Below are 14,803 nucleotides of genomic sequence, written 5' to 3'. Positions count from 1 at the left end.
AGCCCCCGGGCGCCCGGTCAGCGGGGACGCGCCAGCGGGAAGGGGATGGTCTCGCGGATGCTCTTGCCGGTCAGGGTGATCAGCAGCCGGTCGATGCCCATGCCCATCCCGCCGGCCGGCGGCATGGCGTACTCCAGGGCGCGCAGGAAGTCCTCATCCAGCTCCATCGCCTCCGGGTCGCCCCCGGCGGCCAGCAGCGACTGCTCGGTGAGCCGCTGCCGCTGCAGGATCGGGTCGATCAGCTCGCTGTAGGCGGTGCCCAGCTCCAGCCCGAAGACGATCAGGTCCCACTTTTCGGCCAGCCGGGGGTCGGCGCGGTGCGGGCGGGTCAGCGGGGAGGTCTCGGCGGGGTAGTCGCGGACGAAGGTGGGGGCCTTGATCCCGGGCTCCACCAGCGCCTCGAACAGCTCCTGCACCAGCTTGCCCTGCCCCCAGCCGGCGTCGAACTCCAGGCCCGCCCGCTCGGCGTACTTGCCGACCAGGGACGCGGGGGTGTCGGGGGTGATCTCCTCGCCGAGGGCCCGGGAGACCGACTCGTACACGGTGATCTGGCGCCACGGCTCGGCCAGGTCGCATTCGGCGCCGTCGCGCACCACCACCGTGGTGCCCAGCGCCGCGCGGGCGGCCCGCAGCACCAGATCCCGGGTCAGGGCGGCCATGGTGTCGTAGTCGCCGTAGGGCTCGTAGGCCTCCAGCATCGTGAACTCGGGATTGTGCTTGGGGGAGACGCCCTCGTTGCGGAAGTTGCGGTTGATCTCGAAGACCTTGCCGACCCCGCCGACCAGCAGCCGCTTGAGGTACAGCTCGGGGGCGATCCGCAGGTACAGCTGCATGTTGTAGGCGTTGATGCGGGTGGTGAACGGCCGGGCCGCGGCGCCGCCGTGGATGGGCTGCAGCATGGGCGTCTCCACCTCCAGGTAGCCCAGCTCGCGCAGCCGGTCGCGGATCGCCGCCACCGCATCGCCGCGCATCCGCAGCATCCGGCGGGCCTCGTCGTTGACGATGAACTCCACATACCGCTGCCGCACCCGCGCCTCCGGGTCGGCCAGGCCGCTGCGCTTGTTGGGCAGCGGGCGCAGGCATTTGGCCGTCAGCGTCCAGCTCGTGGCCAGCACCGACAGCTCCCCGCGCTTGGAGGTGACCACCTCGCCCGCGATGCCGACCTGGTCGCCCAGGTCGATCAGGCGCTTCCAGGCCCGCAGCGAGCCGGGGACCGGCGCGCCGTCCGGCCCGTCGGGCTCCAGCCGGTCGGCCGACAGCATCACCTGGATGTCGCCGGTCTCATCGCGCAGCGTGACGAACACCAGCCGGCCGTGCTCACGGGCCAGCATCACCCGCCCGGCGATGCGCACCTGCTCGCCGGTGCGGGCGTCGGGGGGCAGGCCGCCGAAGCGGGCGCGGATGTCGGCGGCGAAATCGGTGCGGTCGAACCCCAGCGGGTAGGGGTCCATCCCGGCGGCGCGGATGTGCTCCAGCTTGGCGTGCCGCACCCGCTCCTGCTCCGACAGCCGCCGCTGCGGGGCGCGGGCGGCCTCGGCCTCCTCCTCGATCCGCTTGATCCGCCGCACCAGCTCGGGGGAGGGGGTGAGCCGGGCGGCGCGCTCCAGGCGGGGCCGGTTCAGGGTGGGCAGGAACCCCTCGGCCCGGGCGAACGCCAGCCCCAGCCGCACCAGGTCCCGGGACTGCTGGTAGCAGACGAACCGGGGCGCCCAGGTGGGGTTGTACTTGGCGTTGGCCAGGTACAGCGACTCCAGCTGCCAGAACTTGGAGGCCAGCGACAGGAACCGGTGCCAGGCCCGGGCCACCGGCCCGGCGCCCAGCTGGGAGCCGCGCTCGAACGCCGAGCGCAGCATCGCGAAGTTCAGCGACATCTTCTGCGCGCCGATCAGCGCCGCCTGCTCCGCCACCTTGGCGATCATGAACTCGTTCAGGCCGTTCTCGGCGGTGCGGTCGCGGCGCATCAGGTCCAGCGACAGCCCGTGCCGGCCCCAGGGCACGAAGCTCAGCAGGCCGCGCAGCCGGCCCTGGGCGTCGAACGCCTCGACCATCAGGCAGCGGCCGTCGGTGGGGTCGCCGAGGCGGCCCAGCGCCATGGAGAACCCGCGCTCGATGGCCCCCTCCCGCCACCGGTCGGCGCTGGCGATCAGCTGCGCCATCTCCTCGGGCGGGATCTGGGCGTGCCGGCGGATCCGCACCGTGTAGCCGGCCCGCTCCACCCGCCGCACCGCCTGGCGGACCTGGCGCATCTCCCGGCCGTCCAAGGTGAAGTCGGTCAGCTCCAAGATGGCCTCATCGCCCAGCTCCAGCGCGTCGAAGCCGTGCCGCCGGTAGACGTGCGCGGCGCGCTCCCCGGCGCTGACCACCCCGGGGATCCAGGCGTGCGCGCGGCACTCGGCCAGCCACAGCTCGATGGCCTGGTCCCAGGACTCCGGGTCGCCCAGCGGGTCGCCGCTGGCCAGCGAGACCGCCCCCTCGACGCGGTAGGAGATGGCGGCCTTGCCGTTGGGGGCGACGATGACGTTCTTGTCGCGGCGCAGCGCGAAGTAGCCCAACGAGTCCTGCTCGCCGTACTCGGCCAGCAGCCGGCGGGCGGTCAGCTCCTCGGCGGGGCTGAGCACCGCGTCGCGATGGCCCGGGCGGAACAGCGCCCAGAACGTGATGATCAGCAGGCCGGTGCCCAGCACCCCCAGCAGCAGGTTGACCCGGGTCGGCACGTCCACGTTGATGGGCTCGCCGGTCACCCCCGGCCCGCCGACGGTCTGCAGCACCACATACAGCGCGTCGGTCAGGAAGCGCCCGTCGGGGTCGCGGTTCATCAACGTGACCAGCCCGGTGCCCAGCAGCCCGCTGACCACCAGCAGCCCGGAGAACACCGCCAGCGCCAGCCGCCGGTTGGCCCGGTCGGGCAGCGCGTTGAACTCCGGACGCGCCGCCGCCAGCAGCGTCAGCACCGCCGCGTAGGCGACCACCGTGACCAGCTCGCCGGCCGCCACCGACCGGTCCGGATCGGCCGCCAGGGAGCCGACCACCAGCAGCGCGATGGCGAAGTAGCCGCCGAACAGCAGCATCAGGATCCGCCAGGCGGCCTTCTTGCGCCGCCGCACGCCCATCGACAGCAGGATCAGCAGCACCCCGTACGGCAGGCTGGCGGTGAAGCCCAGGTAGTAGATCCACTGCAGCGCCCAGATGCCGCCCAGCCGCTGGATCAGGTCCGAGGAGACGAACGCCAGGATCGACAGCACGCCCGACAGGCGGGTGTACCAGAAGAAGACGTCGGGGGCCGCTTTGGTGAGGCGCTGCCAGCCGTCACGCAGCCCGTGGCCGGCGGTGCCGGCCGGGACCTTGCTGTCAGCCGTCATCGGGCCCCCGTGGTGACTTGGCGTCGTCTTCTCTGTTCTACCGGGTCTCACTCGTGCACCCTTTGCATGCTCGGGCGTCGCGTCGGCGAACCTCGGCCGTCACTGCGGCGTCGTAAGTATGAGGGAACTCGCGTGCCCCCTCCGAGGTTGTCAGCAATTTCTCGATATGGTCGCGCATATGCCGAACGACACCGCCGGGGAGAGACTGCTTGCCCGGCGCTACCGCCTGTTGGCCCCGGTCGGGCACGGCGGCATGGGGACTGTATGGCACGCCCACGATGAGGTCCTCGGACGTGACGTGGCGGTGAAGGAGGTCATCCTGCCGCACGGCCTCACCGAGGAGGAGCGCGCCGTCCAGTACAAGCGCACGTTCCGTGAGGCCCGCACCGCGGCGCGGCTCGGCCATCCGGGCGTGGTCACCGTCTACGACGTGGTCGAAGAGGACGGCCGGCCGTGGATCGTCATGGAGCTGATCCGGGCCCGTTCGCTGGACCAGGTGATCAAGCAGGAGGGGCCGCTGGATGTGCGGCGGGCCGCCGAGATCGGCCGGCAGATGCTGGCCGCCCTGCACGCCGCGCACGAGGCCGGGGTGCTGCACCGCGACGTCAAGCCCAGCAACGTGCTGGTGACCACCGGCGACCGGGCGGTGCTGACCGACTTCGGTATCGCCGTCGCCACGGGGGACGCCACCCTCACCCAGACCGGGCTGGTGATGGGCTCGCCCGCCTACATCGCCCCCGAACGCGCCCGCGGCAAGACCGCCGGGCCGGCCTCCGACCTGTGGTCGCTGGGCGTCACCTTGTACGCCATGCTCGAGGGCCGCTCCCCGTTCGAACGGCCCGAGCCGATGGCCTCGCTGGTGGCGGTCATCTCCGACGACCCGCCGCCGCCCCCGCACGCCGGCCCGCTCGCCCCGGTGATCGAGGGCCTGTTGCGCAAGGACCCCGAGGAGCGGATGAGCGCTCCTGAGGCCGGGATGCTGCTGGATGAGATCGTCCGCGCGGAATCCGTCGACGCCCAGTACACCCGGCCGGTGGAACCGCCGCCGGAGCCCGCCGCCCTCGCCGATCCGCTGCAGACCCGCACCGACGGCGGTGAGTCGCTGCAGACCCGGGCCGAGGACGCCGAGGCGCTCAAGACCAGGGCCGACTCCGCCATGCCCGCGCCGCCGACGGCGGCGGCCGAGCTCGCCCCGCCGGCCGGCACGGCGCCCACCGCCCGCGGCGGCGGACGCCAGATGGCGATCCTGGTGGGGGCGGTCGTGGTGGCGCTGCTGCTGGTGATCGGCGCGCTGTGGATGGCCCGCGGCGGCGGCGAGAGGTCCGGCCGCACCGAGCGGCCCGCCGGTGCGGCGACGGCCGGCCAGGAACCGCCCGCGACGACCCACGCCGCCACCGTCAGCGCCGCGCCCGCGGAGGCGACGCAGGAGGTCCCCGAGGACTTCCGCCGCTATGAGGACTCCACCGGATTCGTCATCGCGGTCCCCGAGGACTGGGAGGGCCCCGAGCGCCGCGGCAGCAGCGTGTTCTTCCGCGGCGACGACGGCGCCTACGTCCAGATCGACCAGACCACGGACCCCAATCCCAGCGCTCTGAAGGACTGGCAGGACCTGGAGGCCGCGGTCAAGGGCGACGGCAGGTTCCCCGGCTATCGGCGGCTGCGGCTGGAGCCGACCGGCGACCACCCTCCCATCCCCGACACCGGCGACGGCAGCAAGTCGGCCGACTGGGAGTTCACCTGGCAGTCCGGCTCCGGCCGGATGCACGGCCTGAACCGGGGCTTCGTGGCCGGCGACCGGGGGTATGCGATCTTCCTGGTGCTGCCCGAGGAGGAGTGGGACAAAGAACGCCCCGAGCTGGAGCCGATCTTCAGCTTCTTCGAGCCCGCCGACTGACGCCCGGCGGAATCCGACACTCCTTGAGGGGATCGGCCGATCATGACGAGTGCGCAGCCGGGGGAGGCTGAGGCGGGACGCCGGATCGCCGGCCGCTACCGGCTGGTGGAGATGCTCGGCCGAGGCGGCATGGGCACCGTCTGGCGGGCCCGCGACGAGATGCTCGACCGCGAGGTGGCGGTCAAGGAGGTGCTGGTCCAGGCCGGGCTGAGCGAGGAGGAACGGCGCGGCGTGCGGGAGCGGACGCTGCGCGAGGCCCGGGCCGCCGCCCGGCTCAGCCACCCCGGCATCGTCACCGTGCACGACGTGGTGGACGAAGACGGCCGCCCGTGGATCGTCATGGAGCTGGTCCGGGCGCGTTCGCTGGCGGAGATCCTCGCCGCGGAGGGGCCGTTGCCGCCCGAGCGGGTCGCCGGCATCGGCCGGCAGCTGGTGGCGGCCCTGCGCGCCGCCCACGCCGTGGGGATCTTGCACCGTGACATCAAGCCCGCCAACGTGCTGGTCACCGACGAGGGACGGGCGGTGCTGACCGACTTCGGCATCGCCCGGGTGGAAGGCGACACCGCGCTCACCCGCACCGGGTCGCTGGTCGGCTCGCCCGCCTACATGCCGCCCGAGCGGGCCAGGGGCGAGCCCGCCATCCCGGCCTCCGACCTGTGGTCGCTGGGCGCCACCTTGTACGCCGCCTGCGAGGGACGCCCCCCGCACGACCGTCCCGATGTCATGGCGGTGCTGGCGGCCGTCATGAACGAGGACCCGCCGCCCCCGCGCCGCGCCGGCCCGCTGACCCCGGTGCTGAGCGGGCTGCTGGTGCGCGACCCGGTGCGCCGGCTGACCGCCGCGCAGGCGGAGGAGATGCTGGCGCGGGTCGAAAGCGGCGCCCGGCCGGTTCCGCCCCCGCCGCCGCAGGCCCCGCCCGCGACCGTTCCGGCGCCCCAGCCCTTCCCGCAGACCGTCCAGACCGTCCCCGCCGGCGGCTCCTCGACCAACCTGGGCATGCTGATCCTGGTGGGCGTGCTCACCACCTTGGTGACCGTGCTGGCCGGCATCCTGATCGTGCAGATGAACTCCGGCGGCGGCCAAGGCGGCGGCGCGGTCCGGCAGCAGTCCGGCCAGGTGAGCGGGCCGGAGCAGCCGCAGCCCCCGGCGACCGGCGTCCCCGCGGAGCGGCCCTCGCCCTTCCCGACCCCCACGGCGTCGCTGCTGCCCGAACTGCAGCCGGTGAGCGGGCCCGGCGGCTACCGGATCTCGGTGCCGGCGGGCTGGGTCCGCTCCGAAGAGGGCAACAGCGTGTTCTGGCGTTCCTCCTGGGGCGCCTACGTCCAGGTCGACCGGACCGAATGGAGCGGCGACCCGGCCGACCACTGGGAGCGCTGGGAGCGCGCCGTGATCCGGGGGAACATCCTGCCCGGCTACCGCCGCGTCGACCTGCGCCGTCCCACGGGGCTCGGCTACGACGCCGCCGATTTGGAATTCACCTGGACCCGGGACGGAATTCCCATGCGCGGCATTGACCGCGGAACCATCGTCAACGGGCAGCCTTACGCGGTGTTCGTCGCGATCCCGCAACAGCACTGGGAGGTCAACCGCGAAAGGGTGAACAATATCCTCGACACGTTCCGGCCCTGACCGGCCGGAGGCATCGCAGGAGGGACTCGCGCGTCCCAGACGGGGGACCATTCAGATATGGCGCAGGGGCAGCAGGGTCATCTGCTCGGCAACCGCTACCGTCTCGACCGGGTGGTCGGCCGCGGCGGGATGGGGACCGTCTGGCAGGCCTACGACACCATGCTCGGCCGCGAGGTGGCGGTCAAGGAGGTGCTGCTGCCGCCGGGACTGAGCCAGGAAGAGCGCGACGTCCTGTATGAGCGGACCTTCCGGGAGGCGCGGGCCTCGGCCCGGCTCAACCACCCCGGCGTGGTCACCGTCCACGACGTGCTCAACGAGGGCGGCCGGCCCTGGCTGGTGATGGAGTTCGTGCGGGCCCGCTCGCTGCAGGACCTGATCGACGAGGGCCCCATCTCGCCGCACCGGGCCGCCGAGATCGGCCGGCAGACCCTGGAGGCGCTGCGCCACGCGCACAGCAAGGGCATCCTGCACCGCGACGTCAAGCCCAGCAACGTGCTGATCACCGACGAGGGGCGGGCGGTGCTGACCGACTTCGGCATCGCCCAGATGGAGGGGGAGTCCACCCTCACCCAGACCGGGCTGGTGATGGGCTCGCCCGCCTACATCCCGCCGGAACGGGCCCAGGGCCACCGGGCGGTGCCGGCCTCCGACCTGTGGTCGCTGGGCGCCACCCTGTATGCGGCGGTCGAGGGGCGCTCCCCTTACGAGCGCGCCGATGCGATGGCGTCGCTGTCGGCGGTGCTCACCGAGCCGGTGCCGCCGCCGCGCAACGCCGGGCCGCTGACCGAGGTGCTGATGGGGCTGCTGGCCCGCGAGCCGATGTACCGGCTGACCGCCGACCAGGCGCTGCCCAAGCTCGCCGAGGTGGCGAGCATGCCCCAGGCCCGGCCCCGGCCCGTCGCGCCGCCGCCCCAGGTGCGCGAGTTCTCCACGGTGCTGGATGAGACCAAGCTGGATGAGACCAAGGTGGACGAGCCGCTGAGCGGCCCGTCCCCCCGGCGGTCCTCCGCGCAGCAGGTCGGCGGCCCGCTGTCCCGGCAGCCGCTGAGCCGGCCGCACTCTCCTCCCTCGGTCGGCTACGGCCCGCCCCCGCCGCTGCCGCCCCAGATGGAGGAGACCGTCGTCGACTCACCCGATCTGGAGGCCACCACCCGGGACGACTCCGGGCCGCGCAGGCAGCCCCCGCCGCCGCACTCCGGCTCCCAGCCCCGCACCCTGGTGCAGGGGGACTGGGCGCCGCCTCCCTACGCCCCCGTGAACTGGCCGCAGCCCTCGGCGCAGCACCAGTCGCTGCGGCCGGTGAACCGGTACGAGCGCGAGCGCACCAAGACCGTCGTGATCGTCACCGTCGCGGCGATCCTGGTCGTGGTCGCGGTGCTGGCCGGGGCGTTCATCCTGCGCGACCGGCTCAACTCCTCCGCCCCCGCCCCCGGCGTCTCAGGCACCGCCACCGTCCGGATCTGACCGGCCGCGGCGCTTCTCCCGCACTCCTTCCCACCGGAGGGCCACTTCCCCACGTTTCAACGCCGGCCCCGGGGAAGCCCGCAGAGGGAGGAAGACAGGGAGGAGAACCGTATGGCGCTCACCGTAGGGGATTACGTGCTCAAACGGCTCCGGGACTGGGGCGTGGAGCACGTCTTCGGCTACCCCGGCGACGGGATCAACGGGCTCATCGCCGCCTTCGGCAAGGCCGGCGACGAGCCGCGGTTCGTGCAGAGCAGGCACGAGGAGATGGCGGCCTTCCAGGCCGTCGGCTACGCCAAGTTCGGCGGCCGGGTGGGGGTGTGCATGGCCACCAGCGGGCCCGGCGCGATCCACCTGCTCAACGGCCTGTACGACGCCAAGCTCGACCACGTGCCGGTGGTGGCCGTCGTCGGCCAGACCGACCGCGCCGCCATGGGCGGCAACTACCAGCAGGAGGTGGACCTGCTGTCGCTGTTCAAGGACGTGGCGAGCGCCTATGTGCAGATGGCCACCGTCCCCGAGCAGCTGCCCAACCTGATCGACCGGGCGCTGCGGATCGCGCTGGCCGAACGCGCCCCCACCTGCGTGATCATCCCGGCCGACCTGCAGGAGGAGACCTACCGGCCGCCCGAGCACGCCTTCCGGCAGGTGCCGTCTTCGGCGCCCGGCTACGTCCGCCCGCTCACCCGGGCGCCGCAGCCGGAGCTGGAGCGCGCCGCCGAGATCCTCAACGCCGGCAGCAAGGTGGCGATCCTGGTCGGCCAGGGCGCCCGCGGTGCCCGCCGGGAGGTGATGGAGGTCGCCGAGCTCACCGGCGCCGGGGTGGCCAAAGCGCTGCTGGGCAAGGACGTGCTGCCCGACGACCTGCCGTATGTGACCGGGTCGATCGGGCTGCTGGGCACCCGGCCCTCCTATGAGCTGATGCGCGACTGCGACACGCTGCTGATCGTCGGCTCGAACTTCCCCTACACCCAGTACCTGCCGGAGTTCGGGGCCGCCCGCGCGGTGCAGATCGACGTGGACGGCCGGATGATCGGGATGCGCTACCCCACCGAGGTCAATCTGGTGGGGGACGCCGCCGAGACGCTGCGGGCGCTGATCCCGCTGCTGCGCCGCAAGGAGGACCGCTCCTGGCGGCGTACGGTGGAGCACAACGTGGCCCGCTGGTGGGAGGTCGTGGAACGGCAGGCCCACCTGGAGGCCGAGCCGATCAACCCGATGCGCCTGTTCTGGGAGCTGTCCTCCCGGCTGCCCGACAACGCCATCGTCACCGCCGACTCCGGCTCGGCCGCCAACTGGTACGCCCGCGACCTGCGGTTCCGCGGCCAGGTGCGGGGCTCGCTGTCGGGCACGCTGTCCACCATGGGACCGGGCGTGCCGTACGCCATCGGCGCCAAGTTCGCCTGCCCCGACCGCCCGGCGATCGCGCTGGTGGGGGACGGGGCGATGCAGATGAACGGGCTGGCCGAGCTGATCACGGTGCAGCGCTACTACCAGCGTTGGGCCGATCCCCGCCTGGTGGTGGCGGTGCTGCACAACAACGACCTCAACCAGGTGACCTGGGAGCTGCGGGCGATGGGCGGGGCGCCGAAGTTCACCGAGTCCCAGAGCCTGCCGGAGGTGCCGTACGCGGCGTTCGCCCGTTCCCTCGGCCTGGAGGGCATCGAGGTGGACAAACCGGAGGCGATCGGGCCGGCCTGGGAGCGGGCGCTGAGCGCCGGCCGCCCGGCCGTGCTGGATGTGCGGGTGGACCCCGACATTCCGCCGATCCCCCCGCACGCGGAATTCGAGCAGCTCAAGGACGTGGCCGAGGCCATCATCAAGGGCGACCCCGATTCTTGGGGCGTGATCCGCAAAGGCCTGAAGACCAAGGCCCAGGAGATGATCCCGGGCAAATGGCGCTGAGCGCGGCCCTGCGGCCGCGCCACAGGTGAACGGTGTGCGGCGGTCTTGAAACATTTCGGGAACAAGGCCGTTCGCACCCCGTTACCGGTGGGATGTTCACGTCGGCCGTATCATCGTTTTCAACTTTCACCCGTCTCTTGTGCGCGGCGACAGCCGGAGCGTCCCAGCGTTGGTGCGCCGACCGTGATCGAGCAGGACGGAAATGCGCAAGAATGGGGGGTGTATGTAGGGAGGCCGACTTGCCCGGCGATGTGCGGATCACCGTTACCCGGACTTTGAGCAAAGACCAGCAGGAACGCCGGACACGGCTGATCGATGCCGCCCGGGAGCTGGCGCTGCAGGGCGGCTATCACGCCGTGACCATGCACGATGTGGCCGACCGGGCGGGGGTGGCCCGCGCCACCGTCTACCGCTACTTCGCCACCAAGGACCACCTGCTCACCGAGGTCGCCGCGGTGTGGGCGCACGAGGTCACCGGCGACACCGTCGCGCTGGCGGTGGGGGAGACCCCGGCCGAGCGCCTGACCGCCCTGCTGGGGCGCATCGTGGAGGTGGCCGCCGCCAACCGCACGCTGACCTCGGCGATCGTGCAGGCCGTCACCTCCGAGGACCCCAGCGTGGAGGACGCCCGCACCGAGCTGTTCCTGCTGATCCGCGATCGCCTGGCGCAGGCGATCGGCGCCCCGGTGCCCGAGCGCACCGACATCGAGATCGTGCTGGGGCATGTGCTGCTGGCGGCGCTGATCTCGCTGACCTCGCTGAGCCGCCCCATGGAGGAGGTCCGTGACATGGTCACCACCGCGGCCCGGCTCGTCATGGCCGGGGTGGTGCCGCTGCCGCAGGGCGAACCCGTCGAATCCTGCTGAAACCTGCTGGAACCTGTAATTTCCTGACAAAGGCTTCCGGCAAAAAGGGCGGCCGGTAGCGTTCCGGGCATGAGCAACCCGCTGCTGTTCCTGGTGGCCGCCGTCACCCTGGTGGCCATCCCCGGCCCGAACCACCTCTACATCATCACCCGCAGCATCGCAGAGGGACGGCGGGCCGGCATCGCCTCGGCGCTGGGGGTGGAGACCGGCACCCTGGTGCACGTGAGCGCCGCCGCCGTCGGGCTGTCGGCGCTGGTGGCGGCCTCGGCCACGGCGTTCGGGGCGCTGCGGTACGCCGGCGCCGCCTACCTGGTCTATCTGGCGATCCGCACCTTCCGCAGCCGGCACGACCTGGCCGAACCCGCCCTGCGCCCGCAGCCGCTGCTGCGGATCTTCCTGGACGGGCTGCTGGTCAACCTGTTCAACCCCAAGGTCATCTTGTTCTTCCTGGCGTTCTTGCCGCAGTTCGTCGACCCGGCGGCCGGTTCGATCCCCGCCCAGATCACGGTGATGGGGCTGGTGACCGCGGCGATCGGGCTGACCTCGGACCTGGTGTACGTGCTGGCCGCCGGGTCGCTGGGCGCCTGGCTGCGGGCCCGGCCCGCCTTCCGCCGCCGCCAGGCCTATGCGACCGGGGTGGTCTACCTGGGCCTGGGCGCCGCGGCGGCCCTGGCCGGCCCCGGCCCCCGGCGGCCGTGAGCGTCCTTGAGCAGGGGTGACAGAAAAATCGCGAGACTTCGCCCCTGGCTGCATAGTGCGTGGATGCGACAACGGGCACGATCTGTCACAGCGGCCGCGAGAACCGTTTCCGGTGGGGTTCTCGCGGCCGTTTTTGTCATCCGATTGACAAAACTCCAGGTCGATTGTGTCTTCGTTCATGAAGTGGGCTGAATCACATCGGAGTAACTTCCGTGGAACCGCGACTGCCGACCATGGAGGTACGACCGGTGAGCACCGCCGCCGCGCAACGCGACACGCTCCAGCCCTGGACGGGAGTCCCATCCGAGGTCGCCGACCTGTGCCGGCCCTACCTGGCGGAAGTGGCCGAGGAGATGATCGAGGAGATCCAGCGGGGCGTGCCCGAGTACGCCCGCCCGCTGGATGAGGACTACATGCGGATGGTGCGGCTGGCGGTGGAGGGGGCGCTGAACCAGTTCGTCGACCTGATCGGCGACGCAGAGGCCTCCTGGGAACCGGTCGCCGCCGTCTACCGGGAGATCGGCTGGGCCGAGGCCCGGGAGGGCCGCAGCCTGGACGCGCTGCAGACCGCGCTGCGGCTGGGCGCCCGGGTGGCCTGGCGGCGCCTGGCCGCCGAGGCCGAGAAACTCAACGTCAGCCGGCGCACCCTGGGCCGCCTGGCCGAGGCGATCTTCGCCTTCCTGGACGAGATCGCCGCCGCCGCCACCCAGGGCTACAACCAGGCCCGCGCCCAGGTGGCCGGGGAGCTGGAGCACCGCCGCCGCCGGCTGCTGGACCTGCTGCTGGCCGACCCGCCCGCCGCCCCGCAGGCGATCACCGACCTGGCCCGGGTGGCGCAGTGGCGGGTGCCGCAGACCATCGCCGCGGTGGCGCTGGCCGAGCGCGGCGGCGAGCGCTACGCCCACCCCTCGCTGCCGCCGGACGTGCTGGTCGATGTCAACCGGCGGGAACCCTGCCTGATCGTCCCCGACCCCGAGGGCCCCGGCCGGTACCGGATGCTGGAGGGCGGGCTGCGCGACTGGGTGGCCGCGATCGGCCCCACCGTGCCGGTGTCGGAGGCGGCCAAGTCGCTGCGCTGGGCCCGGGAGGCGCTGGCGCTGGCCCGCCGCGGGGTGCTGCCGGCCGACCGGCCGGTGCGCTGCGTGGACCACATGCCCACGCTGGTGATGTTCAAGGACGAGGAACTGATCCGCATCGTCGGCGAACGGCGGCTGGCCCCGCTGCAGAAGGTCCGGCCCCGGCACCGCGAGCGCCTGGCGCGCACCCTGCTGGCCTGCCTGCAGAGCGGGTTCAACGCCACCGAGGTGGCCGCCCGGCTGCACGTCCACCCGCAGACCGTCCGCTACCGGCTGCACCAGCTGGAGGAGCTGTTCGGGCGGCAGCTCTACGACCCCGACATCCGGCTGGAGCTGGAGATGGTGCTGCACGTGTGGCTGTTTCACACTCAAGAGGCCGACCAGCCGCCCGCCAACGTGATCTCCTTGAAGGGGACCCGCTCCGTCCCGTTCCCCCCGGCCGCCGCGGCCCATCGTCCCTGAACGGAGAAGTCCGGTGAACCCTCTGCGACGGCCGGGCCGCAGGCCCCTCCCATGAGCGCCGACACCACCGCGATCACGGACCCGCCGCTGCCGCGCAGCCGGCTGCTGGGCTACAGCATCGGCTCGGTGGGCACCGGGGTGTTCTCCACGGTGCCCGGTCTGCTGCTGCTGTACTACCTCACCGACGTGCTGGGGGTGTCGGCGGCGATCGCCGGGGCGGCGCTGGTCCTCCCCAAGGCCTGGGATGTGATCCTCAACCCGATCGTGGGCGCCGCCAGCGACCGCGAGGCGGTGCGCACCGGGCGGCGGAGCCGGCTGCTGCTGACCGGGGCGGTCGCGCTGCCGGTGCTCTTTGCCGCCATGTTCGCGGTGCCGGGCTCCTCTCCCGCGCTGGCCGCGGCCTGGGTCATGACGGCCTTCCTGCTGGCGGCCTCGGCGTTCGCCTGCTTCCAGGTGCCCTACGTGGCGCTGCCCGCCGAGATCTCTCCCCGGCCCGACCAGCGCGCCCGGGCGATGACCTGGCGGATCGTGGCCGTCACATTCGGGATCTTGGTGGGCGGCGGGCTGGCCCCCGTCGTGGTGGAGGCGGCCGGGGGAGGCCGGGCCGGCTATGCGCTGATGGGCGTGCTGGTCGGGCTGGTGATGGCCGTCGTGATGCTCACCTCCGTCCGCGCCACCCGGTGGATCCCCTCCCGGAGCGGGCCCCGGCCGCTGGGCCTGGTCGCCGCGCTGCGCACCGCCTGGGGCAACCGGCCGTTCTTCGCGCTGCTCGGCTCGGCCATCCTCCAGTTCCTGGCGGTCGCCGTCATGCTCGCCGGCGCCCCGTACGCGGCCACCTACCTGCTCGACGACTACGGGCTGACCTCGGCGATGTTCGTCTGCCTGGTCGCCCCCAGCGCACCGGCCGTCCCGGTGTGGAACCGGCTGGCCGCCCGCTACGGCTACGTCCGCTGCTATGCCGTCGCGGCCGCGGCATACGCGGCGGGCGCCGCCGCCCTGTACCCGGCGCTGCGGGCCGGCTCGATCCCGGCGGTGCTGGCGCTGGCCGGGCTGCTGGGGATCTGCTACGCCGCCCTCCAGCTGCTGTCGTTCTCGCTGGTGCCGGAATCGGTGCACGCCGACAGCGACCGCACCGGGCACGCCCAGGCCGGGGCGTTCACCGGAGTGTGGACCGCCGCGGAGACCGCCGCGATGGCCGCCGGACCCGGGGTGTTCGCGCTGGTGCTGGCGCTCAGCTCCTACCGGGCCTCCGACTTCGACGAACCCGTCGTCCAGCCGGACAGCGCCCTGACCGGCCTGGCGGTGGGCTTCACCTGGCTGCCCGCCGCGCTGATGCTGGTCAGCCTCCCGCTGCTGCTGGCCTACCGGAACCTGGCCGCCCGCCGGTACCGTGCCCATGCCGGGCGGCGGACCCGCTGACCCGCGCGGAGAAGGTGCACGGAGGAACGA

Annotated in this window: 9 protein-coding genes; 8 read left to right on the top strand and 1 reads right to left on the bottom strand. The window is 72.8% G+C overall.

Features of this window, described 5'->3' with window-relative positions; translation table 11 throughout:
- Positions 1 to 17 precede the first annotated feature (17 nt).
- Complete coding sequence (gene lysX / locus TCUR_RS19520; protein ID WP_012854283.1) at positions 18 to 3,359, bottom strand: bifunctional lysylphosphatidylglycerol synthetase/lysine--tRNA ligase LysX; 3,342 nt, start codon at positions 3,357 to 3,359, stop codon at positions 18 to 20.
- 178 nt (positions 3,360 to 3,537) lie between these two features.
- On the opposite strand from lysX, the gene TCUR_RS19515 reads away from it, so the two are divergent.
- From TCUR_RS19515 to TCUR_RS19480, 8 genes are all read left to right on the top strand, one after another.
- A complete protein-coding gene (locus TCUR_RS19515; protein ID WP_041440131.1) occupies positions 3,538 to 5,253 on the top strand; it encodes a serine/threonine-protein kinase in 1,716 nt (571 codons plus the stop codon).
- A 42-nt stretch (positions 5,254 to 5,295) separates the two neighbouring features.
- On the top strand, positions 5,296 to 6,882 hold the full coding sequence (locus tag TCUR_RS19510) for a serine/threonine-protein kinase (RefSeq protein WP_012854281.1): 1,587 nt from the start codon (positions 5,296 to 5,298) through the stop codon (positions 6,880 to 6,882).
- 57 nt (positions 6,883 to 6,939) lie between these two features.
- Positions 6,940 to 8,346, top strand: coding sequence for a serine/threonine-protein kinase (locus tag TCUR_RS25135; protein WP_012854280.1), 1,407 nt, complete (start codon positions 6,940 to 6,942; stop codon positions 8,344 to 8,346).
- A 111-nt stretch (positions 8,347 to 8,457) separates the two neighbouring features.
- Positions 8,458 to 10,251 carry a thiamine pyrophosphate-requiring protein gene (locus TCUR_RS19500; protein WP_012854279.1) on the top strand — a complete coding sequence of 598 codons (1,794 nt, stop codon included), beginning with the start codon at positions 8,458 to 8,460 and terminating at the stop codon, positions 10,249 to 10,251.
- A gap of 239 nt (positions 10,252 to 10,490) precedes the next feature.
- A complete protein-coding gene (locus tag TCUR_RS19495) occupies positions 10,491 to 11,117 on the top strand; it encodes a TetR/AcrR family transcriptional regulator (RefSeq protein ID WP_012854278.1) in 627 nt (208 codons plus the stop codon).
- Between the two features lie 69 nt (positions 11,118 to 11,186).
- Positions 11,187 to 11,816 (top strand): LysE family translocator, encoded by a 630-nt coding sequence (locus TCUR_RS19490; RefSeq protein WP_012854277.1) that lies wholly within the window; start codon positions 11,187 to 11,189, stop codon positions 11,814 to 11,816.
- Between the two features lie 233 nt (positions 11,817 to 12,049).
- Complete coding sequence (locus TCUR_RS19485) at positions 12,050 to 13,354, top strand: PucR family transcriptional regulator (RefSeq protein ID WP_052305561.1); 1,305 nt, start codon at positions 12,050 to 12,052, stop codon at positions 13,352 to 13,354.
- Positions 13,355 to 13,405: 51 nt separating this feature from the next.
- Positions 13,406 to 14,773, top strand: coding sequence for an MFS transporter (locus TCUR_RS19480; RefSeq protein WP_012854275.1), 1,368 nt, complete (start codon positions 13,406 to 13,408; stop codon positions 14,771 to 14,773).
- The last annotated feature ends 30 nt before the right edge of the window (positions 14,774 to 14,803 follow it).

This window comes from Thermomonospora curvata DSM 43183, from assembly GCF_000024385.1.
GTDB lineage: Bacteria > Actinomycetota > Actinomycetes > Streptosporangiales > Streptosporangiaceae > Thermomonospora > Thermomonospora curvata.
Note: the sequence above shows the minus strand (reverse complement) of the source record. Positions and strands in the feature narration are given on the sequence as shown.